The organism is Millisia brevis NBRC 105863 (assembly GCF_001552615.1).
GTDB lineage: Bacteria > Actinomycetota > Actinomycetes > Mycobacteriales > Mycobacteriaceae > Millisia > Millisia brevis.
Genome location: NZ_BCRN01000003.1, coordinates 219,161 through 244,289, shown reverse-complemented (window position 1 = coordinate 244,289; position 25,129 = coordinate 219,161). Strand labels below are relative to the sequence as shown.

Sequence of the window (25,129 nt, the reverse complement as noted above, 5' to 3'; positions counted from 1 at the left end):
TCTGGGATACCTGTGCCGAATCGCCGGCCTGAGGTCACGATCGGCCGAACCGCCGGCCGGGGGTCACGATCGAGCGGGCCGCCGCCGGGGGACGCGCTGGGTTTCGGGGATGGCGCGATCGAGCAGTCGGCGCAGTTCGACGCGCTCGTCGTGGTCGAGGCGGCCGAAGATCTCGCTCGAGATGCCGTCCTGGGCGGCGGCCACCGCATCGAGGGTGTCGCGGCCGGCGTCGGTCAGCTCGACCAGCGTCGCCCGCCGATCGGCCGGATCGGGGGTGCGGCGCACCAGGCCCTCGTCCTGGAGGCTGTCGACCACCTCGGTCGTCGACCGCGGCGCGATCCGCAATCGTGCGGCGAGGTCGCCGAGGCGCAGCGGTTCGTCCGAGCGCCCGATCGTGCGCAGCGCCCGGCTGTGCCAGGGCGTCAGACCGAGCGGTTCGAGAGCCGCGGCGTGTCGGCGGCGGATGGTCAACGCCACCGACAGCAGCGTGTCGGCCAGGTCGACTGCCTCGGAGTCGGGCGTCCCGGTAGGTCCGGGACCGTGTGCGGCGTCGGGGGAATGCACAGCCGAAGTCTAGCGTTACACCGGTCGGCCTCATAGTGAGGTAACCTCATCTATATCGGCCGGGTCCTCGAACCACAGCCCCGAGAGACCGGGCCCCCGAGCTTCATAAGGAGGTGCCCATGACAGTGGTACCCACATCACCCGGACGTCGGGAATCCATTCATCGGCCGGACGGCCCACCGGCCCCGCTCCACCGTGTCCTGGCCCTGTTCCATCCCTACCGCTCGCGCATCGCCGTCGTCTGCCTGATCATCGCGATCTCCGCGGTCATCGCCCTCGGCTCGCCGCTGCTGCTGCGCGACATGCTCGACCACGCGATCCCCGAGGCCAACGTCGGTCTCGTGACGGTCCTGGCCGGCGGCATGATCGCGATCGCCGTCGTCACGAACTGCCTCGGCGTCGTGCAGACCTGGATGTCGAACACGATCGGCCAGGACCTCATGCACGGCCTGCGCGTGCGGGTCTACCGCCACCTGCAGCGCCAGTCGCTGTCCTTCTTCGCGCGCACCCGCACCGGTGAGGTGCAGTCGCGCATCGCCAACGACATCGGCGGCATGCAGTCGGTGGTCACCAATACCGCCACCACGATCGCGCAGAACGCCGCGACCGTCGTCGCCACCGTGATCGCGCTGCTGGTCCTCGACTGGCGCCTCGCACTCTTCTCCCTGGCGATCCTGCCGGTCTTCGTGCGCATCGCCCGCCGTATCGGCGACGAACGTCGCCAGATCACCGGTCGCCGGCAACGGCTGCTCGGCCAGATGTCGGTGCAGGTGGAGGAATCGCTGTCGGTCAGCGGCATCCTGCTCGGCAAGACCGCCGGCGCGTCGAGCGCGCTGATCGACCGTTTCGCCGACCGTTCCCGCGAGGTCGCCAAGGCCGAACTCGACTCCACGATGGCCGGAAAGTGGCGGATGGCGACGATCTCGATCAGCTTCGCCGCGATGCCCGCCCTGGTCTACTGGTTCGCCGGATTCACCATCGGCCACGGCAATTCGGTCACCGTCGGCACTCTGGTCGCCGTGACCACCCTGCAGACCCAGCTCTTCCGACCGGTGATGTCGCTGCTGAGCGTCGGCGTCGAGGTGCAGAGCTCGATGGCCCTCTTCGGCCGCGTCTTCGAATACCTCGACCTGCCGATCGACATCGACGACCCGGCCGAGGCCAAGGCGTTGCCGCCGGCCGCCGGACGCGAAGTCGGCTTCAACCACGTCGCATTCAGCTACCCGGGCGCCGATCGCCCCGCTCTCGACGACCTCGACCTGACCATCCCCGCCGGGCACACCCTGGCGATCGTCGGTGCGACCGGCGCCGGCAAGACCACGATCGGCTACCTGGCCGCCCGGTTGTACGACCCGACCGAGGGATCGGTGACCATCGACGGCATCGACCTGCGCGAGCTGAGCCTGCAGACCGTCGCGGACACCGTCGGGGTGGTCTCCCAGGAGACCTACCTCTTCCACGCGACGATTCGCGAGAACCTGCGCTTCGCCAAGCCCGACGCCACCGACGAGGAGATCGAGGAAGCCGCCCGCGTGGCGCAGATCCACGACTTCATCGAAGGATTGGACGACGGCTACGACACGATGGTCGGCGAGCGCGGCTACCGGTTCTCCGGTGGCGAGAAGCAGCGCCTGGCGATCGCCCGCACCGTCCTGCGCAATCCGCCGGTCCTGGTGCTCGACGAGGCGACCAGCGCCCTCGACAACCGCACCGAACACGCCGTCCAGCAGGCGCTCGACGCGCTGATGGCCGGGCGCACCACCATCGTGGTCGCCCACCGGCTCTCGACGGTGCGAAATGCCGATCGCATCCTGGTGCTCGATCACGGTCATATCGCCGAGATCGGCAGCCACGAGCAGCTGGTCGAAGCCGACGGCGCCTACGCGCGGCTGCTCGAGGCCAGCACCGATAGCGGGGCTCTGGTCTCCGCCTGAGCTGACCCTTGACCGTGCCCCAGGGGCACGGCCTAGGTTTTCGCGGCATGAGCAGTGTGCATGAGCAGTCGGCCGACCGGGATCCGGACACCATCGTTCGGCCCGGTTGGCTCGAACTGGGTGTCGCGATCGTGGTCGCGGTCGTGCTGTACCTTGCCGCGGGCCTGATCACCGTCCTGTTGCCCGAGGACTTCCCCGTCTCGTTGGGGCACATCAACTTCCTGATCTCCGGCCTGGTCCCGCTGCTGGCGTTCCTGGCGGCGGTGGCCGTGCGCCTGCGCGCCTTCGCCCCGTTCGGGTTCCGGCGCGTCGACCTGCGATGGTTGCTGCTCGGCGCGGGCGTCGGCTTTGCCTGCTTCCTGCTCAGCTGGCCTGTGTCGGCGGTCTTCGACCCCTTCTTCCCGGGCTCGGAGGGCGTCCAGCAGGGCTACCGCGACGCCGCGAGCGCCGGGGCGCTGTCCCTGATCGTCGCGGTCGCGCTCGGCGGCCTGCTGACCCCGTTCGGTGAAGAGGTGCTCTTCCGCGGGGTCCTCGCGAACTTCCTGTTCCGGTGGGGGCCGTGGGTCGGCGTCCTGGTCAGCGCGGCGATCTTCGCCGTCGCCCACGGCATCAATTCGGTGATGCCCTTGGCCTTCGTGATCGGACTGGCCACCGGTCTGCTGCTGCGCTTTTCGGATTCCATCTGGCCCGGCATCCTGGTGCACGTGGTGTACAACAGCGCCGGAATCATCTACCACGGCGTCGCCGGATCGTGAGCTCGCTGGTCGTGCTGTCCGGGCTCCCCGGCGTCGGCAAGACGACGATCGCCCGCGCGGTGGGCGCGGAGACCGGCGCGGTGCACCTGCGGATCGACACGATCGAAGCCGCGCTGAGCACGTCCGGCATCGTCGAGCGGGCCGGCGGCTGGGAGTCGAATCCCGATGCGGGATACCGCGTCGCCTACGCGGTCGCGGGCGATCTGCTGCGGGCCGGGCACGACGTCGTCGCGGACAGCGTCAATCCGCTGGGCATCACCCGGACGGCCTGGGCGGCGGTCGCGGACGCGGCGCACGCGAACCTCATCGACGTCGAGGTGACCTGCGTCGACCGGGCGCTGCACCGCCGCCGCGTCGAGGAACGCGTCTCCGACCTCGAGGGATTGACCGTTCCGACGTGGGCCGAGGTCGTGCAGCGACGGTACGAGCCGCGGGCGCTGTCGGTGCTGCGCGTCGACACTTCCGCAGGCATCGAGACGGCGGTGGGCACGTTGGTGGCGGCCATCCGCGCCTCGGTGGAGGACACCGGGGTATGACACGGATATAGGACTTCGGGGGGATGACTCGGGGGATACTGTCCCGCATGACTCCGCCGGTGATCCAGCGTTGGATCGACATCCTGCACGACCGCCGCGCCGACGACCTCGACACGCTGATCGCCGACGACGCGGTCTTCGTCTCCCCGGTGGTGTTCTCCCCGCAGGAGGGCAAGGCGTTGACGCTGAGGTACCTCACGGCGGCGATCGAGGTCTTCGGCGGCGACGACTTCCGGTACGTCGAGCAGTGGTTCGGCGACCGGTCCGCGGTGCTCGAATTTGTCACCACCGTCGACGGTATGCAGGTCAACGGGGTGGACATGATCCACTGGAACGACGCGGACCGGATCACCTCGTTCAAGGTGATGTTGCGTCCCATCAAGGGGATTCAGGTGGTTGTGCCGCGGATGGCGGCGCTCCTGCAGGGGTGACCGCGCCCGTCCGGCACCCGGTCTACTGGTCCGAGGTGGGCAGCGCCGGTGCCGGACCGTCGCCGCCGAGGGCGTGCTGCGGGAGGATGTCGAAGCTGTAGCGCTGCCCGTCCAGGCTGAACTGCCAGATCAGGTCGTACCGGTCGGACGGCCAGGCGTCCGGCAGCACCGTCCCGGGTGTGGTCGGCAGCGCCTGCGCGATCGCCGGGATGTGGTCGTGCTCCCAGCAGATCAGGACGGTGCCGGAGTAGTCGGACACCACCGCGTCGCCAAGCTGCTTCTCCTGGCCGGTCGAGAACGGGGTCTTGATCTTCTGATTCGTGGTCCCCGCCAGGCCGGTCAGCGTCTGGAAGGGCCGATGGATCTGGGTATCGGTCGCGCTGCCGTAGGTCGGGCACAGCAGGCTGTCCGGCTCCGACAGCGGCGGGGTGCCCGGCTTCGGCGGCCGGGTGAAAACCATGCCCAGAGCGCCCGCCCGTTGTCACCCACGGGTGGTCAGCGAGTGCTTGTTGACCCGCCCGGCGCTGTCGATGCCGTCGATACTTCCCTCCGGCTTCTCGCCGTGCCGAATGATCCAGATCGTCTGCGGCGGTGTTGTCATCCCCGATCCCTTTCGTACGCGTCTGGGTCCCGACGTCAGACTAGGCGACCCGCCGGGCGGGGGAAGTGGTGTGCACTCGGGGTGAGGGCAACCTTGGATACATATACGGGGTAGGGGTATGTAGGGTCGAGGCTATGGGGACAACACAGCGAGCACGCAGGACAACGGTCACGATCGCCGCAGCGGCGGCCGCGGCGGTGATACTGGCCGGCTGTTCCGGGGCGACCGAGTCGACGGACACCACCTCGACCACGGCCGTCGCCGCGGGGACCGGTACCACCGACGCGACGTCCGCGGAGTCGACCGATGCGCAGTCGTCGCAGTTCAACGACGCGGACGTCATGTATGCGACCGGCATGATCGCCCACCACCAGCAGGCGGTCGAGATGTCGGACATCATCCTGGCGAAGACCGATATCGACCCGCAGATCACCACCCTCGCCGAGAACATCAAGGCCGCCCAGGAACCCGAGATCCAGGAGATGACCACCTGGCTGCAGACGTGGGGCCAGGACCCCGGCGCGGATGCGGGAACGATGAACCACGACGGTATGGACCACGGCACGACCGGCGACGCGACCACCACCTCGCCCGGCATGGGAATGATGAGCGCTACCGACCTCGACGAGCTGCGTGCCGCCGACGGCGTGGCCGCAGCCCGCCTCTTCCTCGAGCAGATGATCGCCCACCACGAGGGCGCGGTCACGATGGCCCAACACCACCTGGACAACGGGCTCAACCCCGCCGCGCTGCAACTGTCGGAGAAGGTCATCGCCGACCAGACCGCCGAGATCGCGCAGATGCGCGAGCTGCTCGCCAACCTGCCGCAGTAGCCGCACAGCACCGATCGAGCGCCTGCGCAAGTCGGCCATCCACAGCCCGAACGCGTTATCCCCGGGTCCGAAATCGGTGCCCCGGGGATGGCCGTCGGACCGCAGCCTGGTCTCGGACGCCCACGACAGCCGTGGGACGCCGGCGATCAGGAGGATGTGCCATGTACGAGACCTATGCGACCGTGGTGGGAACAATCGTCACCAGCCCGGTTGTTCGATCGATGGGCGAGGGTGGCGAGCCGATCCTCAACTTCCGGTTGGCGGGCAACGTCCGCCGTACCGACAGCTCCGGCGAATGGGTCGACGGCGACACGCTCTATCTGACGGTCGGCTGCCGCCGGCGCCTGGTCGGCGGAGTCGCCGGGATCCTCGACAAGGGCGATCCGGTGATCGTGCACGGCCGCATCCACACCGACGAGTACATGTCGAAGGACGGGGTACGGCGCAGCGATCTGGTGATGCGGGCAAATGCGGTCGGACCGGATGTCGCTCGCGTTCGCGTCCACCTGGACCGGGGGTCCGCCGCCGAGGAGGCCGCCGCCCCCGTCGATGCGGCCGTCGAGGGGGCCGAGGACCCGGCGGGCTAAAATCGCCTGGTCCGGCCGTCCGTGGCGCGCGTATCGTCGCCGCGCACCTCCCGTCGGGACGACCGCAAGCACATTACGTGGGAAGGAATCCGTGGCCGAGTTCATTTACACGATGAAGAAGGTGCGCAAGGCGCACGGTGACAAGGTCATTCTCGACGACGTCACCATGAGCTTCTATCCCGGTGCCAAGATCGGCGTTGTCGGTCCGAACGGCGCGGGAAAGTCGAGCATCCTGCGCATCATGGCCGGCCTCGATCAGCCCGGTAACGGAGAGGCGTTCCTCGCCGCCGGTGCCACGGTCGGCATCCTCGAGCAGGAACCGAAGCTCGACCCGACCAAGACGGTTCGCGAGAACGTCGAGGAGGGTCTCGGCGAAACGATGACCCAGCTCAAGCGGTACAACGAGATCGCCGAGCTGATGGCCACCGACTACTCCGACGAGCTGATGGAGGAGATGGGCGAGCTGCAGGAGAAGCTCGACCACGCCGACGCGTGGGAGATCGACTCCCAGCTCGAGCAGGCGATGGACGCGCTGCGTTGCCCGCCGGGCGACGAGGAGGTCACCCACCTCTCCGGTGGCGAGCAGCGCCGTGTCGCGCTGTGCAAGCTGCTGCTGAGCAAGCCCGACCTGCTGCTGCTCGACGAGCCGACCAACCACCTCGACGCCGAGTCGGTGCTGTGGCTCGAGCAGTTCCTCGCGTCGTACCCGGGCGCCGTGCTCGCGGTCACCCACGACCGGTACTTCCTCGATCACGTCGCGCAGTGGATCTGTGAGGTCGACCGCGGCCGGCTTTATCCGTACGAGGGCAACTACTCCACCTACCTGGAGAAGAAGGCCGAGCGGCTCGAGGTCCAGGGCAAGAAGGACCAGAAGCTGCAGAAGCGCCTCAAGCAGGAGCTCGAGTGGGTGCGCTCCGGCGCCAAGGCCCGCCAGGCCAAGAGCAAGGCCCGCCTCGACCGCTACGAGGAGATGGCCACCGAGGCGGAGAAGACCCGCAAGCTCGACTTCGAGGAGATCCAGATCCCGACCGGCCCGCGCCTGGGCAACGTCGTGGTCGAGGTCGACCACCTCGACAAGGGCTTCGACGGCCGGGTACTGATCAAGGACCTGTCGTTCACCCTGCCGCGCAACGGCATCGTCGGGGTGATCGGCCCGAACGGTGTCGGTAAGTCGACGCTGTTCAAGACGATCGTCGGACTCGAGAAGCCCGACGCCGGCACCGTCAAGGTCGGCGAGACGGTCAAGCTCAGCTACGTCGACCAGGGGCGCGAGCGGATCGACCCCAAGAAGAACGTGTGGGAGACCGTCTCCGACGGCCTCGACTACATCGAGGTCGGGCAGAACGAGGTGCCGTCGCGCGCCTACGTCAGCGCCTTCGGCTTCAAGGGGCCGGACCAGCAGAAGCCGGCCGGGGTGCTCTCCGGTGGTGAGCGGAACCGCCTGAACCTGGCGCTGACCCTCAAGCAGGGCGGCAACCTGATCCTGCTCGACGAGCCGACCAACGACCTCGACGTCGAGACCCTCGGTTCGCTGGAGAACGCCCTCGAGGTCTTCCCCGGCTGCGCCGTGGTCATCTCCCACGACCGGTGGTTCCTCGACCGGACCTGTACCCACATCCTGGCGTGGGAGGGCGACACCTCCGAGGGTGCGTGGTTCTGGTACGAGGGCAATTTCGAGGGATACGAGAAGAACAAGATCGAGCGACTGGGCGCGGATGCGGCTCGCCCGCATCGGGTAACCCACCGCAAGTTGACCCGCGACTGAACACTGCGGAACAGGCTGCGGAAACAAGCCCCGCTCGGATGCGTTCCGGGCGGGGCTTGGTCGTGTAGTCGGAAAACCGCCCTCGATTCCGACTACGCTCGTGGTTCGAACAACACCGAGCGCGTGGAGGATTGACAATGGCGTCAGTGCGCGACACGGCGTCCCGGTCGACCGGAGTTCTGGTCCCGGACGCAGACGTGGAGAAACTCGTGCGGCGGGCATTCGCCCGAGCCGAGGAATCGCTGGGGCACGGGGACATCACCGGGATCAGCCTGGACGAGGCAGCCGCCTCGCATTGCGCGATGGCGCGCGTGCGCAAGGCCGGCGAATCGTTGGTTGCGGTCACTCCGGGGGACGACGATGCGGTCGGATCGATTCGGATCGTGACTGCCGATGCCCCGGCACTGGTCGAGTCGGTACTGGCCGCCTTGCGGCGGGTGGGGGTCAACGTCGAGGAGGTGGTTCACCCGGTGGTTCGGGTCGAACGTGATGGACACGGGGTGCTGCGATCGGTCGCGGTACCGGGGGAATCGCCGGCGGAGGAGATCTCCGACGGTCCGGCGACGAGGAATGTCGTCGATCAGGCGGAGTCCTGGCTGCTGCTGTTGCCGACCGAGCCGATCGATGCCGAACGCGTCGAACCGATTCGCGACGCGGCGCTCGTCGCCATCGGCGAGGTCGAGGCCGAGGTGCGCGACCGGGTCCCGATGGCCGAGACCTTGCGGGCGGTCTCCAACGAGGTATCCGCGCGCGGCGTCCACCAGGACGTCGCGGACTTCCTGCGCTGGCTCTCCGAGGACCGCTACCGCATCCTCGGCTACCGGCGGTACACCTACGAGCCCGCCGCGGACGGCGCCGCGACGATGGTCCCGGTGGCCGACTCCGGGCTCGGCGTCCTCGGTGCCGGAATCGGCGAGGATCGGGCCTTCGACGTCCCGAACAGTCCGGTGCCGTTGCCCGAGCGCACCCTGCTGGTCAGCAAGTCCGCCACCCGCGTCAGCGTGCAGCGCTCGCAGTACCCGGATGTCATCGTGGTGCGCACCTTCGACGACGCCGGCGCCACCACCGGCGAGCACCGCTTCGTCGGTGTCCTGGGCACCGGGGCGCGGCACGAGTTCGTGCTCGACATTCCGCTGCTCGGTGATCGGGTTCGCCGGGTCATCGCCGAGTCCGGCCACGAGACCTCCGCCTACTCCGGCCAGGTTCTGCTGGAATCCATTCAGGCGCTTCCGCGTTCGGAACTGATGGCGATGAGCCCGAAGATGCTCACCGACGCGGTGTCCGTCGTGACCGGGGTGCACGCCGGCAGCGTGCCGACCTTCCTGCGGTCCGACATCTACGGTCGCTTCGTCTCGGCGGTGGTCTACCTGCCGCGCGAGCGGTTCTCCACCGAGGTGGTCCGCGATATCGAACGGGTGCTGCGCGACGAACTCGGCGGCGACCAGTCCTACTTCACCATCCGGGTCTCCGACCAGAACCGCGCGCTGGTCCACTTCGTGGTGCGCTACGCCCCGCCGAAGACCAAGGCCGCGCTCTCGCCGGAGGACGCGCAGCGCATCCGCGAGGCGGTCACCCGTGCCACCCGCACCTGGGACGACGGGCTGCACGCCCTCGCCCACGACACCGGCGCCCACCCACAGGCCACCGAGGCGGTCGCGCACGCTTTCCCGACCGCCTACAAGGCCGACTTCACCCCCGTGCGCGCCCTCGCCGATGCGGCGCGGCTGCGCGCCCTGGAGCCCGGCGATATCGACCTTCAGGTCCATCGCCCGGATGACGCCGCCACCGGCGCCTGGCGACTGACGCTCTACGTGCGCGACGAGGAGGTCTCCCTCAGCCGGGTGCTCCCGGTCCTGAGCAGCCTCGGGGTCGAGGTCCTCGACGAGCGGCCGTACCACGTACCGGCGAGCGACAAGCATCCTACGTACCGCATCTACGACTTCGGCGTACACGTCGGGCGCGACCTGCTCGCGACCGCGATCGACCCCGATCTCGATACCGATATCGGACTGCCGGCGGGAGAGAGTCTGCGGCGCCGCTTCGGCGAGGCGTTCACCGCGCTGTGGTCCGGTCGCGCCGAGGTCGACCGGTTCAACGAGTTGGTCCTGCGCGCCGGGCTCGACTGGCGGCAGGCCGCCGTTCTGCGCGCCTACGCCAAGTACCTGCGCCAGGCGGGTTTCGCGTACAGCCAATACAACATCGAGGGCGTGCTGCTCGCGCAGCCCGATATCGCCCGCATGCTGGTCGACCTCTTCGTCGCCCTCTTCGATCCGCGCGAGCAGTCGACGCGGCGGGCCGGGGAACTGCGCACCCGGTTGCGCGAACGTATCGACGCGGTGGTCAGCCTGGACGTCGACCGCATCCTGCGCGCGCTGTTCGGGCTGATCGATGCGACCCTGCGCACCAATGTCTACCGCACCGACATCGACGGTGAGCGCGAGGTCATCTCGTTCAAGTTCGACCCGCACCGGATCAACGAGCTGCCGCGCCCCAAGCCGCGCTTCGAAATCTTCGTCTACGGCCCGCGGGTCGAAGGGGTGCACCTGCGGTTCGGCGCGGTCGCCCGCGGCGGTCTGCGCTGGTCGGATCGCCTCGAGGACTTCCGCACCGAGGTGCTCGGCCTCGCCAAGGCCCAGGAGGTCAAGAACGCGGTGATCGTGCCGGTCGGCGCGAAGGGCGGCTTCGTGGTCAAGCAGCCGCCGATCGCCACCGGCGACGCGGCCGCCGATCGCGCCGCCCAGCTCGAGGAGGCCCGGCGCAGCTACCGCTGGTTCATCCGCGGCCTGCTCGACGTCACCGACAACATCGACGTCGACGGCACGATCCTGCCGCCGCCGGGGGTCGTGCGCCGCGACGCGGACGACAGCTACCTCGTCGTCGCCGCGGACAAGGGCACCGCGACCTTCTCCGACCTCGCGAACTCGGTCGCCGACGAGTACGGATTCTGGCTCGGCGACGCGTTCGCCTCCGGCGGTTCGCACGGCTACGACCACAAGGCGATGGGCATCACCGCCCGCGGCGCGTGGAAGAGCGTCGAGCGGCATTTCCGGGAGTTGGGCCACGACACCCGCAGCGAGGACTTCACCGTCGCGGGTATCGGCGACATGAGCGGCGACGTCTTCGGTAACGGCATGCTGCTCTCGCCGCATATCCGGCTGGTCGCCGCCTTCGACCATCGGCATATCTTCATCGACCCGAACCCCGACGCGACCGCCGGATTCATCGAGCGTCGGCGGATGTTCCGCCTGCCGCGCTCGTCGTGGGCCGACTACGACCGCTCGTTGATCTCCGCCGGCGGCGGGGTCTGGGAGCGGTCGGCCAAGTCGGTGCCGATCAGCCCGCAGATCCGCGAGGCGCTCGGTATCGAGCCCGGCGTCGACCGCCTCGCCCCGCCGGAGTTGATCAAGTACATCCTGCGCGCGCCGGTCGATCTGCTGTGGAACGGCGGCATCGGCACCTACATCAAGGCCGCGGACGAGACGCACGCCGACGTCGGCGACAAGTCGAACGACGCGGTGCGCATCGACGGGCGCGAGGTGCGCGCCCGGGTGATCGGTGAGGGCGGCAACCTCGGCGTCACCCGGCGCGGGCGCATCGAGTTCGCGAAGATCGGCGGCCCGAAGGGCAACGGCGGCCACATCAACACCGACGCGATCGACAACTCCGCCGGTGTCGACAGCTCCGACCACGAGGTCAACATCAAGATCCTGCTCAACGGCGCCGTCACCGACGGATCGCTGCCCGCCGGTGAGCGCAACGACCTGCTCGCGTCGATGACCGACGAGGTCGGTGAGCTGGTTCTCGCGCACAACTTCGCCCAGAACGAGCAACTCGGCGCCACCCGCGCCGAGTCCGCCGCGCTGACCGGCGTCTTCGGTCGCGTCCTGGACGACCTGGTCGAGCGTGCCGGTCTCGACCGCGAACTCGAGGTGCTGCCGGACGACGCGCAGATCGCCGAGCGGGTGGTCGCCGGGCCGCCGCTGACCTCGCCCGAGCTGTCTACCCTCGGCGCGCACATCAAGCTCGCCCTTAACCACGAACTGCTCGAATCCGATCTGCCGGACAACGACGTCTTCGCCGATCGGGCGCTGGCCTACTTCCCGGCGCCGCTGCGCGAGCGCTTCGCCGATCAGATCCGGCAGCACACGCTGCGTCGCCAGATCGTCGCGAACCGGCTGACCAACGAGACGATCGACAACGGCGGGATGACCTTCCCGTTCCGGCTGCGCGAGGACGCCGGCGCGAGCGGCACCGACGCGGTGCGCGCCTACGTCGTGACCACCTCGGTCTTCGGCCTCGACGAGCTGTGGGCGGCGATTCGCGGCACGGCGATGCCGGCGGCCGCGGCCGACCGGTTGATCCTCGAATCGCATCGCCTGCTCGACCGGGCGGCGCGCTGGTTCCTCGCCGGGGGTCGGCCCCAGCCGTTGGCGGTGGGCGCGGAGATCAACCGATACCGCGATCGGGTCCGGCGGCTCGAATCGCACGTGGTGCGGGACCTGTCCGGGCCGATCGTCGACGACATCGATCGGCGGGCCTCGCAGGCGATCGCGCTCGGCGCGCCGGACGCTCTCGCCCGCACCGTCGCGACCAAGCTCGACATGTTCACCCTGCTGGATGTGATCGACGTCGCCGACATCGCCGGGGTCTCCGATGCGGAGGCCGCGAACGTGTACTTCGCACTCAACCGCATGTTCGACTTCGACCGTATGCTCACCAGGATCACCGACCTGCCGCGCGGCGACCGGTGGCAGACGCTCGCTCGGTTGGCGTTGCGCGACGACCTCTACGGGGCGTGGCGGACGCTGACGCTCAACGTCCTGGAGGGACGCGAGCCGGGGGATACCCCGCAGCAGATGATCGACGAGTGGCTGACCACCAACTCGGTCAAACTCGACCGGGCCCGCGCGGCCTGGAAGATCGGCGAGGACCTGCCGGACCTCGCGATGCTGTCGGTGGCGATGCGAAATATTCGACGTGTGGTGCGCGGCTCGGGGAGCAGCGCGGAAGGAGCCTGAATGACCCGGCCGGAACCCGACACCGAGCTCGGCACGATCGAACCGTTCGACCCGTTCGAACCGTTCAAGGGAATGCCGACGGGGGCGGATCCGACAGTGATCGGATTCCACTCCCCGGTGCAGGTTCGCTGGTCGGATATGGACGCCTATCAGCACATCAACCACGCCCGGATGGTGACGCTGATCGAGGAGTCGCGGATCCCGTTCCTCTTCGTCGCCGGGGCGCCGACCGCCGGGATGCGGACGGGTCTGGTCGTCGTCGAGGCGACCGTGCGCTACCGCGAGCAGATTCGGCACGACGAGGGGCCGCTCGACGTGCTGCTGTTCGTCGAGCGGTTGCGCGCGGTCGACTTCACGATCGGCTACGAGGTCCGACCCCGCGGGGTCGGCCTCGACCGGCCGGCGGCGGTGACCGCATCGACCCAGCTGGCGACCTTCGACATCGACGCCCAGCGGCTGCGGCGCATCACCCCCGACGAACGGGCCTACCTGGGGCAGTGGAAGCGCTCGTGAGTTCGCTGCGCCTGCTCGACCCGGCGTCGCGCGCCGACCTGGTCGCCTTCCTCGGCCTCGCCCAACGCCTGGACGAGGCGGCGGTCGTCCGGATGCACCGACGCACCCCGGAGCAGGTGGTCGCCTGGGTACAGACCGGCTTCGACGTGCTCGCCTGCCGGGCGCTGCCGGCCGAATTGAGCGATGCGGACGCGGTCGCCGCCGTCGACCAGGTGGCGGCGGCCGCCGACGCGGCGCTGCCCGGCGCGCAGATCGACCTCGGCTTCCCGATGGACTCGTCGTGGCGCGGCGCCCTGCCGCCGGTCGACGGTTTCCGGCATGTCGACGACGTCCCGGCCGAACTGGTCCTCGAACTCGCACGCAGCGCCGGTGACCTGTCGCGCGAGTACAAGACCGGGCCGCCGCAGTCGTTGCTGGATCAGCATCTGATGACCGTCGACGACCACGGTCGCGAGAGCATCGGCATCCCGGCGCGGGTGATGCTGGCCCTGACGGCGATGCGCTTCGTCCCCGAACATCGCAGCGGCGAATTCGTGCGGGTGCGCGCGCATCCGGCGTGGCTGCGGGTCGACGCCCGCTACGGGTCGGTCTACCGTCGGCGGGCGTCGGCCACACCGCTGATCATCGGCACCTGAGACTCCGCCGGCACCTGGAAACCACCCGAACTCCGCCGGTCCCGCGGTGGGACCGGCGGAGCGCTCACCGGGGCGGCGTCAGAGAGCGACCCAGGCGGCTGCGTCGCCGGCGAGGCGATCGCCGTCCATCGGGGCGCTCGACAGCAGCACCTCGCCCGGCGGCAACTGCATCGGCTCGTCGGTCGTGTTGACCACACAGACCAGACCCTGGCCGCGCTGGAAGACGACACAGCCGTCCGCCGCCGGCAGCAACGCGAAGGCGCTGCCCGCGGCGAACTCCGGACGGCTGCGGCGCAGCGCGATCGCCGCCCGGTACAGCTCGAGCATCGACGTCGGATCGTCGAGTTCGGCGGCGACGGTCAGCTTCGCCCAGTCGTCCGGCATCGGCAGCCAGGTGCTCGAACCGGTGGTGAAGCCGTAGGGGGGAGCGACCCCATCCCACGGCAGCGGCACCCGGCAGCCGTCGCGCCCGCGCATCAGGCCGCCGGAGCGGAAGAACATCGGGTCCTGCAGCGCCGCGTCGGGCAGGTCGACGTCGGCGAGGCCCAACTCGCTGCCGTTGTAGAGGAACGGCACACCCGGGAGGGCCAGCACCACCAGCGCCATCGCGCGGGCGCGGGCGGTGCCGATCCGGCCTCCGCCGTAGCGGGTGACCTCGCGGGAGATGTCGTGATTCGACAGCGTCCACGTCGCGACGGCGTCGACCGCGTCGACGGCGGCCAACGAATTGGTGATCGCGTCGCGGATGTCGTCGGCGGTGAACTGGGCGCGGGCGAGCCGGAAGTTGAAGCCCAGGGTCAGCTCGTCGGAGCGCAGATACTTGCCGAAACGCTCGTTGTCGTCCACCCAGATCTCGCCGACGGTGACCGCTCGGTACTCGTCGGTGACCCGTCGGATGCGGCGGTGGATCTCGTGCACCCCCGGGTTGTCGAAGCGGCTGTCCTCGACGCTGCCGACCATCAGCTGGGTCGCCGGGATCTCCAGGTCCGGCAGCCCGTCCGGCTTGGCCAGGCCGTGGGCGACGTCGATGCGGAAGCCGTCGATGCCCCGGTCCAACCAGAACCGCAGCGTCTTCTCCAGGTCGTCGACCACCTCGGGGTTGTCGAAGTTCAGGTCCGGCTGCTCCGGCGCGAAGAGGTGCAGGTACCACTGCCCCTTGGTGCCGTCCGGTTCGACCACCCGCGACCAGGCGGGCCCGCCGAAGATGCTCGGCCAGTTGTTGGGCGGCTCGTCACCGCCCGGTCCGCGGCCGTCGCGGAAGACATAGCGCGCCCGCTCGGCGCTGCCGGGCCGGGCGGTGAGCGCCGCGCGAAACCACGGGTGCTCCTCGCTGGTGTGGTTGGGCACCAGGTCCATCGTCACCTTGATGCCGCGTTCGTGGGCCGCGGCCAGCAGGGCGTCCATCGCGGCCAGGTCGCCGAAGAGCGGGTCGATATCGCGCGGGTCGGAGACGTCGTAGCCGTGATCGGCCATGGGGGAGCGGGTCACCGGCGAGATCCACAGCGCGTCGATTCCCAGGTCACGCAGGTAGTCGAGATGTTCGCGAACGCCGCCGAGATCGCCGACACCATCGCCGTTCGAGTCCGCGAACGAGCGCGGATAGATCTGGTAGAAGACCGCCGAGTCCCACCAGGGCAGCGCCGCCACCGCAGCCTCCACCGGTGCGGGGGCGACGGCGACGTCCGGCGCGGTGACGTCGAGTTCGGCAACGTCGAGTTCGGCGGCGGCGCCGGGATCGGCGACCGGCTCGGTCGGCGTCGGGCGGGGATCGGGAGCGGGGGCTTCGGGCGCGGGGAGATCGCTCATATCCGAAATGGTGCCAAATATCGGCGACCCCGGTGGTGCGGACTCGCAAGCCGACGTCGAGCCGTTTCGACGCCGACGTTCGCCCCGCAGGTGGGGGACTGCGGCGTGTTGTAGTATCCGGCGAACGGACAAACGGGGCAAAGGGATACAAATATGGCGGCAACAGGCCTCGCAACGGTGATCGCGGATCGGATCGAACTCGGCGACGATCCGATCGAGCCCTCGTGGATCCTTTCCGGTGATCCCAAGGCGCGCTCGGCGATGTGGACCCGAAGTCTCGACGCGACCACCTCCAGCCACGTCTGGGATTGCACCGCGGGCCGTTTCCGGTGGTACTTCCCGGTGGACGAGACCGTGCACGTCATCGACGGGTCGGTGACGGTGGCCGTCGACGGGCAGGAACCGGTCACCCTCGGCGTCGGCGATGCCGCCCTCTTCCATGCGGGCACCTGGGCGGTCTGGGAGGTGCCGGAGTACGTGCGCAAGCATGCGGTGCTGCGCACCCACGTCCCCAAGCCGATCGCCTTCGCCCTGCGCGCCTACACCAAGCTGAGCGGGAAGCTGCGCCGCGAGGAGACCGGCGGCGGACTCGGCTGAGCCGTCCGCCCGCCGCGGCCCCGGCAGGTGGGCCGGGCCTCGAAAGCGCTCAGAAGGTGGAGTTGACCATCGACTGCGCGGCCATCTCGACGTAGTCGACCAGCAGCTTGCGGTGCGCGTCGTCCATGCGGTCCGGGCCGATCGAGGCGATCGCGGTGTGCATGCAGCGCAGCCAGGCGTCGCGCTCGAGCGGGCCGATGCGGAACGGTGAATGCCGCATCCGCAGGCGCGGGTGGCCGCGTTCGTCCGAGTAGGTGCGCGGACCGCCCCAGTACTGCTCGAAGAACATCCGCATCCGTCGCTCCGCCGGCCCCAGGTCCTCCTCGGGGTAGAGCGGACGGATGACCTCGTCCTTGGCGACCTCTTCGTAGAACCGCCCGACCAGCAGCCGGAACGTCTCGGCGCCACCGACGGCGTCGTAGTAACTGATCTCCGGTGCGCTCACCCCACCGACTCTACCGCTGTGAATCGAACCCGTCCGGCTTGGGCGAATCGGCCCGATTCACCCCGATCGGACCCTCCCGCGAGCTGCGGTAATGGCCGAGGTGCACCGGCTGTTCATCGGTCGGTACTCAGTCGTACAGCATTTATCGCGTGCGGAAGTGGCCATTTCGTGGTGCACTTTCTCGAGGAAGCACCGGCGCCATGTCGGGTTTGCCGTCCGAGTCCATCACCGGACGGGGTCCACCTGGCGTCGGTCTGCGGCGGACGGGAGACTGCCATGAGCAAGGGACGAGCCAAGCACCGACAACTTCCGCCCACCGACGCCCGAGCACGGGCTTCGGGGGCACCTTCCCCGCTTCATGTGGTTCCCGACAGCTGTACCGACGCCACCGAGCACCGTTCACGGGGTGCCGATGACGCCGAGCGGCGCCCCCGGGAGTCCACGCCCACGACACCGGTGTGGTCACGCCGCCGGGTGTTGTTGTTGAACGCCACGTACGAGCCGTTGACCGCGTTGACCGTCCGCCGCGCGGTGGTGCTGCTGGTCTGCGACAAGGCCGACGTGGTTCACGAGGGTGACGATCTGGCCCGCGTCCGTTCGGTCGATCTGGCCGTGGAGGTTCCGTCGGTCATCCGCCTGCGCACCTATGTACGCGTGCCCTATCGGGCCCGCATCCCGATGACCCGAGCGGCGCTGATGCACCGCGACGGCTTCCGGTGCGCCTATTGCGGCGGCCGCGCCGAGACGATCGATCACGTGATCCCCCGCAGCCGCGGCGGCACCCATTCCTGGGAGAACTGCGTGGCCTGCTGCGCGCCCTGCAACCACCGCAAGGCGGACAAGATGCTGTCCGAATTGGGGTGGACCCTGCGGACGACTCTGGTGCCGCCGACCGGGCCGCACTGGCGACTGTTGGCGTCGACCAAGGAATTGGACCCGACCTGGTTGCAATATCTGGGTGAGGGCGCGGCGTAGTCCGGCGTCGTTATAGGGTGCGGTCGTGAGCATTCTGGAGACCATCGCGATCTTCGTCGGTATTCCGGTTGTGGCCTACGCCGTCATCGCGCTTGTCGGGGCGAACATCCCGCGGGTCGGCAACAAGCAGGTGGCCGAGTACCGCCTGGGCCAGGAATGGACCGGCGATCCGATCCTGTGGACGGCCACCGATGATGTCCTGCACGGGGATCACGGCAGCCACGGCCGTCACTCGACCCCCTCGATAGGAGCTTCCGCGCATGGCACATGGTGAAGTAGTCCACACGGCGCCGGCCGACCTGCCGTACGGCGCGGCGCTCACGTCCAGTGGTCGCGTCTCGCGGGTGCACCTGACCGGTGACGCCAACACCGACCTGCCCCCGTTCGGTCGCGACGAGCTGATCCGGCTCGACGAGACCCTCAGCGCGGCCATCCGGTCGACCAATATTCGCTTCACCGCCTATGTCGGCGATATCGGTACCGAGGGCGCCCGCGGCCTGAAGGACATTTTCGCGGCGGCCCCGTCCGCCGACGAGTCGGTCCTGATCGCGGTGTCGCCGAATGCGCACACCGTCGACGTCGTCGCCGGCTCCGCGGTCTCCGATCGCGCGACCGAGGAGGTCTGCAAGCTCGGCGTGACCGCCGCGGTCTCCGAGTTCCGCGCGGGCAACCTGGTCGACGGCATCGTCAGCGCGATCCGCGTGATGTCGGCCGCGATCCAGTCGCCGTAGGACCCCACAGCTTTCAGCCCACATACGAAACGCCCCGCCCGGATCCCGGGCGGGGCGTTTCGTTGTCCGGTGTCAGACGGCGTCGGCCGCGCGGGCGGCCAGGGACCGCACGATGCCGGCGCGCCCCTCCGAGATCAGCCGGCGCAGGGCGGGCGGATGCTCGGCCGACAGGAAGGCGTCGGCGGCGGCCACCGACTCCTCGCTGACCGACCAGCTCGGGTACAGCCCGATCACCACGGTCTGCGCGACCTCGCTCGACCGGCGCGCCCACACCCCGGGGATCTCCGCGAAGTACCGGGCCACAAACGGCTCGAGCACCTCGTCCTGTCCGGGCGCCGCGAAGCCGGTGACGATCGAGCGCACGGTGATGTTGGAGATCGCGTCGTCGTTGAGGACCTGATCCCAGGCCTTCTCCTTGACCGCGGCGATCGGCCGGGATACCCGGGCCGCGGCGGCATTGCGGGCACCCGCCGCGGTCGGATCGCGCTGCGCCTCGGCGTCGATGACCGGGGTGGCGTCCGGGTCCTCGGAGTCGATCGCACCGGAGCGGGCCAGCGCGGTCACCAGCCGCCAGCGCAGGTCGGTGTCGACGGTCAGGCCGGGCAGGGCCGCGGCGTCGGCCCCCTCGTCGAGCAGGGTTCGCAGCACGTCCAGGTGGCGCTCCTCGAGCACGCTCGAGCTCAGCGAGTTGACGAACGCCAGCTGGTGGTCGGAGCCCGCTTCCGCGGCGCGGGCCAGCTCGAGCAGCCGATCGGCGAACGCCGGGGCGCCCTCTTGCTCCGCCCACTTCGGATCGGCGTACGCGCCGAGCGCGGTCTGCGCCTGCAGCAACAGTCGCTGCACCACGCCGACCTCGGTCTCGGCGGCGATGCCCTGCGCCACCAGGGCGACGAAGTCGCGGGCGCGCATCTGCGCCTGCCGGGTCATCTCCCAGCTCGCCGACCACACCAGGGTGCGCGGCAGCGGCTCGGCGATGTCACCGACGCGGTCGAGCACTGTCGCGAGCGACTCCGGGTCGAGCACCAGCGAGCAGTAGGTCAGGTCGTCGTCGTTGACCAGCACGAACTTGCCGCGATCGACGCCGACCAGCGCCGGTACCTCGGTCAGTTCCGCCGCCTGCACGTCGACCTCGACGCGGTGCACCCGCACCAGCTTGCCGGTGGCCGGATCGTCGTCGTAGACGCCGACCGCCACCCGGTGCACCCGCCGCTCACCGGCGCCGGGGGCCGCGGGACCCTGCACGATGGCGAACGAGGTGAACGCGCCGTTGTCGTCGACGTCGAATTGCGGGGCGAGGGTGTTGAGGCCGGTGGTGCGCAGCCACTGGTTGCCCCAGTCCGAGAGGTCGCGACCGGACGCGGCCTCGAGCGCCGAGAGCAGGTCGGCGAAGGTCGCGTTGCCGTAGGCATGGTCGGCGAAGTAGGCGCGCAGACCGGTCAGGAAGGGTTCGAGGCCGACGTAGGCCACCAGTTGCTTGAGGACGCTGGCGCCCTTGGCGTAGGTGATGCCGTCGAAGTTGACCTCGACCGCGGCCAGGTCGGGGATATCCGCGGCGACCGGGTGGGTCGAGGGCAGCTGGTCCTGGCGGTAGGCCCAGGACTTCTCGACGTTGGCGAACGTCGTCCAGGCGTTGGTGTACTCGGTGGCCTGCGACTGGCTCAGCACCGACGCGAAGGTCGCGAACGACTCGTTGAGCCACAGGTCGTCCCACCACTTCATGGTGACCAGGTCGCCGAACCACATATGCGCCATCTCGTGCAGCACCGTCTCGGCGCGCCGCTCGTAGGCGTAGCGGGTGACCTTGCTGCGGAAGACGTAGTCCTCCAGGAAGGTGACCGCGCCGGCGTTCTCCATCGCGCCGGCGTTGAACTCCGGGACGAACAACTGGTCGTACTTGCCGAACGCGTACGGCACCCCGAAGTTGTCGTGGTAGAAGCCGAAGCCCTGCTTGGTCTCGGTGAACAGTCGGTCGGCGTCCATGAACTCGGCGAGCGAGGAGCGGCAGAAGATGCCGAGCGGGATCGTGCCGTGCTCGTCGGAGTACTCGTCGGTCCACTGCGCGTACGGGCCGGCGATCAGCGCGACCAGGTAGGTGCTCATCCGCGGGGTCTGCGCGAAGCGGTGGAAGCCGGGGCTCTCGACGGTGCCGGCGCCGTTGGAGATCACCTTCCAGTGCTCCGGGGCGGTGACGGTGATGTCGTAGGTCGCCTTGAGATCCGGCTGGTCGAAGCAGGCGAACATGCGCTTGGCGTCCGCGGTCTCGAACTGCGAGTAGAGGTAGACCTCGTTGTCGGTCGGATCGACGAAGCGGTGCAGCCCTTCACCGGTATTGGTGTAGAGGCAGTCGGCGTCGATGACCAGGGTGTTGTGCTCGGCCAGGTCGGTCAGCGCGAGCCCGGTCTCCTCGGTGTACCCGGAGGTGTCGAGCGGGGAGCCGTTGAGCGTGGCCTCGGTGATCGAGGCGGCGATCAGATCGATGAACGTCGACGAGCCGGGAACAGCATCGAACTCGACGGTCGTGGTCGACCGGAAGGTCTTCGTGCCCGGCGCGCCTTCGCCGTTGGTGAGGTCCAGATCGATGACGTAGGACTGCACGTTCAGCACGTCCGCGCGGCCCTGCGCCTGTTCGCGGGTCAGATTGGGAGCTACCACTTCCACAGCCTTTCGTGGGTGTCATCGTGATGGTGTCCGGTCGTGGTAGGCCGGGCATGATGTCGGTCGCGTCGCCGCCCGGGGGCCGTCGGCACGCGATCCCTCCATCCCATCACGTTCGACGCTCGCCGGGACGCCCACCCGCCGTGGGGCATCGGCTCGGAGGCGTACATGCGAGACTGAGCCCATGCGCGTCTACATCGGTGCCGATCACGCCGGATTCGAGTTCAAGCAGCAGATCATCGACCACCTGCTCGAGACCGGGCACGAGCCGATCGACTGTGGTGCCTTCCACTACGACCCGATCGACGATTACCCGGCGTTCTGCATCGACGCCGCTCTGCGCACCGTCGCGGACCCCGAATCGCTTGGCCTGGTGCTCGGCGGTTCCGGCAACGGCGAGCAGATCGCCGCGAACAAGGTGCCCGGCGCCCGATGTGCGCTGGCCTGGAGCGTCGAGACCGCCAAGCTCGCCCGCGAGCACAACAACGCGCAGTTGATCGGCATCGGCGGCCGCATGCACACCCTGGAGGAGGCGTTCGCGATCGTCGACGCCTTCCTGTCGACGCCGTTCTCCGGCGAGGAGCGGCACGCCCGCCGGATCGCGATCCTCGAGGAGTACGAGACGACCGGGATCGCCCCCGCGGTGCCTGCCGCCCCGGCCGAATAGTCAACAGACACACAACAATCGCGCCGATCCCCGGGTGGGGGATCGGCGCGATTCGTCCGTTCGGGGCCGGCATGCCGGCTCTCGGGGGAGCGGGTCAGAAGTCGAAGCCTCCGCCGAAGTCGCCCCCGCCGAAGTCACCGCCACCACCGAAGTCGCCGCCGCCGTAATCACCGCCGCCGTAGTCGCCACCGGTGTCGCCGTAGTCGCCGCCCGCATCGCCGGTGTCGCCGTAGTCGCCACCGGCGTCACCCGCGTCGGCGGGCTCGGTGCCGTCGCCGGCGCCGCTCTCGAACTCCTCGGCTCCGTAGCCGACGCCCGCCATGCCCGCGAACAGCGACGAGAACAGCAGCATCGAGCCGACGCCCCAGACGCCTGCGATCAGCGCGGGGCGCCACCACGGCTCGGAGTACCAGCCGGCCGGGACCGGACGGCCCGCGACGCGACCACCCGGGTAGTAGTTCGGGGTATTCGCCGACGGGTTGGGGGAGGCCTCGATCTGCCGGCCCTCGAAGTCGACGGTGCGGTCCTCGGTGACCGAGCCGGAACTCTTCTGTCCCTCGAGCTCGGGGATCGGTGGGCCGGGGTCGATGCCCATCGCGGTGCGCGCGGCGCGCACGTAGTAAAGGCCTTCGATCGCGGTCTTCTTGGCCAGCGCCGCCTGGGCCGGGGTCTTGGCCTGCTCGATCGCGCCGCCGGCGGCGGTGAACCGCTCGGAGGCGTCGGCGAGAGCCTGCTTGGAGGCCTCGTCGGTGCCGACCAGATTGAACACCTGCCCGCCGAGCCGCTCGATCACCTGCCGCGCATCGGCCTTGGCGTCGTCGAGTCGCGTGGTCGACGACGCGTTGAGGCTGCGTCGCTGGGCGCGGTTGACGACGAACACCGCGCCGATGATGACGATGGCGAACAGGAGCAGTACTTCCATGATGTCCTCAGGAGTCCGGGGGCCTCGTTCTCGATGCCACCGAGCCTACGCGGATCGCCAAAAGGCGGTCATATCGGACATTGATGAGGTAGTGCGACCGGCCGGCGTGTGCAACCTTCCGCGCCTGCGGGGTGTCGAGGAGATAGTTGTCGCGGCCTCGCGCCGAGGAAGATGTACGCACAGAAGCCCGCTCGCCGGGGCCTACATCGGTGAATTGTGGAGCGGGCGACGGGAATCGAACCCGCGTAATCAGTTTGGAAGACTGAGGCTCTACCATTGAGCTACGCCCGCGCGCAGAATTACCTGCGGTGTGAGACTGTACCGAACCTCCCGCCCAAAACTCCAACCGGTACCCGTACGATGGCTTTTCGGGCCCTCGAACCACACGGTTGGAGGGCTCGCGGGGTGTGGCGCAGCTTGGTAGCGCATCCGCTTTGGGAGCGGAGGGTCGCAGGTTCAAATCCTGTCACCCCGACGTTGTCTGGTCTCCACGCGGGAGCGGGCGTCGTCGGTCGGTCGGACGTTCGCCGCACCTGGCGGTTTTTGCCGTGGTGGCGGTCGGTAGGCTGTCACAGTTAACGGGTCGGCGGCTTTGCCGTGCCCGACCACCGGAAACATCTTCCAGTCGGAAAAGGAGTCAGCTTCGTGAAGAGCACCGTCGAGCAGTTGAGCCCGACGCGAGTACGGATCAATGTTGAGGTGCCCTTCGAGGAACTCAAGCCTGATTTCGATCGCGCCTACAAGAGCCTGGCCCAGCAGGTTCGTCTGCCGGGCTTCCGGCCGGGCAAGGCGCCGTCGCGGCTGATCGAGGCCCGCGTCGGTCGCGGAAACGTGCTCCAGCAGGTCGTCAACGACGCGCTGCCCGCCCGCTACAGCGAGGCCGTCGGCGCCGCCGACCTCAACCCGATCGGTCAGCCCGACATCGAGGTGACCAAGATCGAGGACGGCGAGACCCTCGAGTTCACCGCCGAGGTCGACGTGCGCCCCGAGATCACGCTGCCGGACTACAGCCAGATCGCGGTCACGGTCGATCCGATCGTCGTCGAGGACGAGGCGGTCGACGCCGAGCTCGAGAGCCTGCAGCAGCGCTTCGGCACCCTGGTCGGTGTCGACCGTCCGGTCGAGAACGGCGACTTCGTGTCGATCGACCTGTCGGCCGCGGTCGACGGCACCCCGGTGCCCGAGGCGTCCACCGAGGGCCTCTCCCACGAGGTCGGTTCCGGCCGGCTGATCGAGGGCCTCGACGAGACTCTGGTCGGCCTGACCGCCGGCGAGTCGAAGGACTTCCCGACCAAGCTGGTCGCCGGCGAGCACGCCGGTGACGAGGCGGTTGTCACCGTGACGGTGCAGTCGGTCAAGCATCGCGAGCTGCCGGAGGCGGACGACGAATTCGCCCAGCTGGCCAGCGAATTCGACACGATCGAGGAGCTCAAGGACTCGCTGCGCAAGCAGGTCGAGAGCACCCGCAAGATCGAGCAGGCCGGACAGATCCGCGACAAGGTCCTCGACGATCTGCTCGAGCGGGTCGAGGTCGCCGTGCCGGAGGGCCTGGTTCAGGCCGAGGTCGACGCCGCGGTGCACAACGCGATCCACGGTCTCGACCACGACGAGGAGAAGCTGGCCGAGCAGCTCGAGGCGGCCGGTAGCTCGCGCGAGGAGTTCGACGCGAATACCCGCGCCGAGGCCGAGAAGGCGATCCGCACCCAGCTGCTGCTCGACGCCGTCGCCGAGGCCGAGGAGGTGTCGGTCAGCCAGGACGAGCTGACGCAGAACATCATCTTCCAGGCGCAGCGCTACGGCATGGCTCCGGAGCAGTTCATCCAGCAGATCCAGCAGGCCAACCAGCTGCCCGCGCTGTTCGCCGATGTGCGCCGCAGCAAGGCGCTGGCCTCGATCGTCGATCGGGTGAGCGTCACCGACACCAACGGTGTTGTCGTCGACACCAAGGAGATGTTCGGCGACCCCGAGGACGAGCCGATCTTCGACGAGGCCGACGATTCGGTCGAGATCGTCGACGAGACCGCCGGTGACGAGACCGTCGAGGTTTCGGACGCTTCGGACACGGACGAGAAGCAGAACGCGTAACGCTGTCGGCGAACGGCCCTGAGGGCTGTAACGCTGTCAGCGAACGACGGCGGTTCCGGTGATCCGGGGCCGCC

The 25,129-nt window shown here is 69.0% G+C and carries 22 protein-coding genes and 2 tRNA genes; 17 read left to right on the top strand and 7 right to left on the bottom strand.

Annotated features, from left to right (window positions below; genetic code table 11):
• Window positions 1–63: 63 nt before the first annotated feature.
• Window positions 64–564 carry a MarR family winged helix-turn-helix transcriptional regulator gene (locus MB1_RS05885; protein ID WP_084350986.1) on the bottom strand — a complete coding sequence of 167 codons (501 nt, stop codon included), beginning with the start codon at window positions 562–564 and terminating at the stop codon, window positions 64–66.
• A 119-nt stretch (window positions 565–683) separates the two neighbouring features.
• On the opposite strand from MB1_RS05885, the gene MB1_RS05880 reads away from it, so the two are divergent.
• Genes MB1_RS05880 through MB1_RS05865 form a run of 4 tightly spaced genes read left to right on the top strand, consistent with a single transcriptional unit; the run spans window position 684 to window position 4,220 of the window.
• Window positions 684–2,498 carry an ABC transporter ATP-binding protein gene (locus MB1_RS05880; RefSeq protein ID WP_084350984.1) on the top strand — a complete coding sequence of 605 codons (1,815 nt, stop codon included), beginning with the start codon at window positions 684–686 and terminating at the stop codon, window positions 2,496–2,498.
• A gap of 47 nt (window positions 2,499–2,545) precedes the next feature.
• Complete coding sequence (locus MB1_RS05875) at window positions 2,546–3,253, top strand: CPBP family intramembrane glutamic endopeptidase (RefSeq protein ID WP_066904720.1); 708 nt, start codon at window positions 2,546–2,548, stop codon at window positions 3,251–3,253.
• Window positions 3,250–3,789, top strand: coding sequence for a P-loop nucleotide/nucleoside kinase family protein (locus tag MB1_RS05870; protein ID WP_084350982.1), 540 nt, complete (start codon window positions 3,250–3,252; stop codon window positions 3,787–3,789). The genes MB1_RS05875 and MB1_RS05870 overlap by 4 nt, the downstream gene beginning before the upstream one ends.
• A 47-nt stretch (window positions 3,790–3,836) precedes the next feature.
• Complete coding sequence (locus tag MB1_RS05865; RefSeq protein ID WP_439646924.1) at window positions 3,837–4,220, top strand: nuclear transport factor 2 family protein; 384 nt, start codon at window positions 3,837–3,839, stop codon at window positions 4,218–4,220.
• Between the two features lie 22 nt (window positions 4,221–4,242).
• Here the strand turns inward: MB1_RS05865 and MB1_RS05860 are convergent, their stop codons facing one another.
• A complete protein-coding gene (locus MB1_RS05860; RefSeq protein WP_066904717.1) occupies window positions 4,243–4,680 on the bottom strand; it encodes a hypothetical protein in 438 nt (145 codons plus the stop codon).
• 275 nt (window positions 4,681–4,955) lie between these two features.
• On the opposite strand from MB1_RS05860, the gene MB1_RS05855 reads away from it, so the two are divergent.
• The 6 genes from MB1_RS05855 (at window position 4,956) to MB1_RS05830 (ending at window position 14,172) form a co-directional block, all read left to right on the top strand.
• The gene (locus MB1_RS05855) at window positions 4,956–5,654 is read left to right on the top strand and encodes a DUF305 domain-containing protein (RefSeq protein WP_084350980.1); all 699 of its coding nucleotides are present in this window, start codon (window positions 4,956–4,958) and stop codon (window positions 5,652–5,654) included.
• A 161-nt stretch (window positions 5,655–5,815) separates the two neighbouring features.
• A complete protein-coding gene (locus tag MB1_RS05850) occupies window positions 5,816–6,241 on the top strand; it encodes a single-stranded DNA-binding protein (protein ID WP_084350978.1) in 426 nt (141 codons plus the stop codon).
• A 91-nt stretch (window positions 6,242–6,332) separates the two neighbouring features.
• Window positions 6,333–8,006 (top strand): energy-dependent translational throttle protein EttA, encoded by a 1,674-nt coding sequence (gene ettA, locus MB1_RS05845; protein WP_066904713.1) that lies wholly within the window; start codon window positions 6,333–6,335, stop codon window positions 8,004–8,006.
• Window positions 8,007–8,143: 137 nt separating this feature from the next.
• Entirely contained in the window at window positions 8,144–13,024 is a 4,881-nt protein-coding gene (locus MB1_RS05840) for an NAD-glutamate dehydrogenase (protein WP_066904711.1), read from the top strand.
• A 72-nt stretch (window positions 13,025–13,096) separates the two neighbouring features.
• Window positions 13,097–13,537 (top strand): acyl-CoA thioesterase, encoded by a 441-nt coding sequence (locus tag MB1_RS05835; RefSeq protein ID WP_066905017.1) that lies wholly within the window; start codon window positions 13,097–13,099, stop codon window positions 13,535–13,537.
• Window positions 13,534–14,172 carry a DUF8010 domain-containing protein gene (locus tag MB1_RS05830; protein ID WP_157083922.1) on the top strand — a complete coding sequence of 213 codons (639 nt, stop codon included), beginning with the start codon at window positions 13,534–13,536 and terminating at the stop codon, window positions 14,170–14,172. The genes MB1_RS05835 and MB1_RS05830 overlap by 4 nt, the downstream gene beginning before the upstream one ends.
• A 78-nt stretch (window positions 14,173–14,250) precedes the next feature.
• Here MB1_RS05830 and MB1_RS05825 read toward each other — a convergent pair whose 3' ends face one another.
• Complete coding sequence (locus MB1_RS05825; protein ID WP_084350976.1) at window positions 14,251–15,978, bottom strand: glycoside hydrolase family 13 protein; 1,728 nt, start codon at window positions 15,976–15,978, stop codon at window positions 14,251–14,253.
• Window positions 15,979–16,131: 153 nt separating this feature from the next.
• On the opposite strand from MB1_RS05825, the gene MB1_RS05820 reads away from it, so the two are divergent.
• A complete protein-coding gene (locus MB1_RS05820) occupies window positions 16,132–16,575 on the top strand; it encodes a cupin domain-containing protein (RefSeq protein ID WP_066904707.1) in 444 nt (147 codons plus the stop codon).
• A 49-nt stretch (window positions 16,576–16,624) separates the two neighbouring features.
• Here the strand turns inward: MB1_RS05820 and MB1_RS05815 are convergent, their stop codons facing one another.
• The gene (locus MB1_RS05815; RefSeq protein ID WP_066904705.1) at window positions 16,625–17,020 is read right to left on the bottom strand and encodes a globin; all 396 of its coding nucleotides are present in this window, start codon (window positions 17,018–17,020) and stop codon (window positions 16,625–16,627) included.
• A 276-nt stretch (window positions 17,021–17,296) separates the two neighbouring features.
• On the opposite strand from MB1_RS05815, the gene MB1_RS05810 reads away from it, so the two are divergent.
• The 3 genes from MB1_RS05810 to MB1_RS05800 are packed head-to-tail and all read left to right on the top strand — an operon-like array spanning window position 17,297 to window position 18,726.
• Complete coding sequence (locus MB1_RS05810; protein WP_084350974.1) at window positions 17,297–17,995, top strand: HNH endonuclease; 699 nt, start codon at window positions 17,297–17,299, stop codon at window positions 17,993–17,995.
• A gap of 25 nt (window positions 17,996–18,020) precedes the next feature.
• The gene (ctaJ, locus tag MB1_RS05805; RefSeq protein WP_066904702.1) at window positions 18,021–18,269 is read left to right on the top strand and encodes an aa3-type cytochrome oxidase subunit CtaJ; all 249 of its coding nucleotides are present in this window, start codon (window positions 18,021–18,023) and stop codon (window positions 18,267–18,269) included.
• Window positions 18,256–18,726 carry a DUF5130 family protein gene (locus MB1_RS05800; RefSeq protein WP_066904700.1) on the top strand — a complete coding sequence of 157 codons (471 nt, stop codon included), beginning with the start codon at window positions 18,256–18,258 and terminating at the stop codon, window positions 18,724–18,726. Before ctaJ ends, MB1_RS05800 begins: the two co-directional genes overlap by 14 nt.
• A gap of 72 nt (window positions 18,727–18,798) precedes the next feature.
• Here MB1_RS05800 and pepN read toward each other — a convergent pair whose 3' ends face one another.
• Window positions 18,799–21,378: an aminopeptidase N gene (pepN, locus tag MB1_RS05795; protein WP_066905015.1), complete on the bottom strand. Its 2,580-nt coding sequence runs from the start codon at window positions 21,376–21,378 to the stop codon at window positions 18,799–18,801.
• A gap of 187 nt (window positions 21,379–21,565) precedes the next feature.
• Here pepN and MB1_RS05790 point away from each other — a divergent pair, with 187 nt between their 5' ends.
• Entirely contained in the window at window positions 21,566–22,048 is a 483-nt protein-coding gene (locus MB1_RS05790) for a ribose-5-phosphate isomerase (protein WP_066904698.1), read from the top strand.
• A gap of 94 nt (window positions 22,049–22,142) precedes the next feature.
• Here the strand turns inward: MB1_RS05790 and MB1_RS05785 are convergent, their stop codons facing one another.
• Together MB1_RS05785 and MB1_RS05780 are read right to left on the bottom strand one after the other, a co-directional pair.
• Window positions 22,143–22,970 carry a hypothetical protein gene (locus tag MB1_RS05785; protein ID WP_066904696.1) on the bottom strand — a complete coding sequence of 276 codons (828 nt, stop codon included), beginning with the start codon at window positions 22,968–22,970 and terminating at the stop codon, window positions 22,143–22,145.
• Between the two features lie 217 nt (window positions 22,971–23,187).
• A tRNA-Gly gene (locus tag MB1_RS05780) sits at window positions 23,188–23,261 on the bottom strand.
• A 110-nt stretch (window positions 23,262–23,371) separates the two neighbouring features.
• Between MB1_RS05780 and MB1_RS05775 the strand changes: the two genes are divergently transcribed.
• Together MB1_RS05775 and tig are read left to right on the top strand one after the other, a co-directional pair.
• Window positions 23,372–23,445 (top strand) — tRNA-Pro (locus tag MB1_RS05775).
• A 170-nt stretch (window positions 23,446–23,615) separates the two neighbouring features.
• Window positions 23,616–25,055, top strand: a complete 1,440-nt coding sequence (tig, locus tag MB1_RS05770; RefSeq protein WP_066904694.1) for a trigger factor — start codon at window positions 23,616–23,618, stop codon at window positions 25,053–25,055.
• Window positions 25,056–25,129 lie beyond the last annotated feature (74 nt).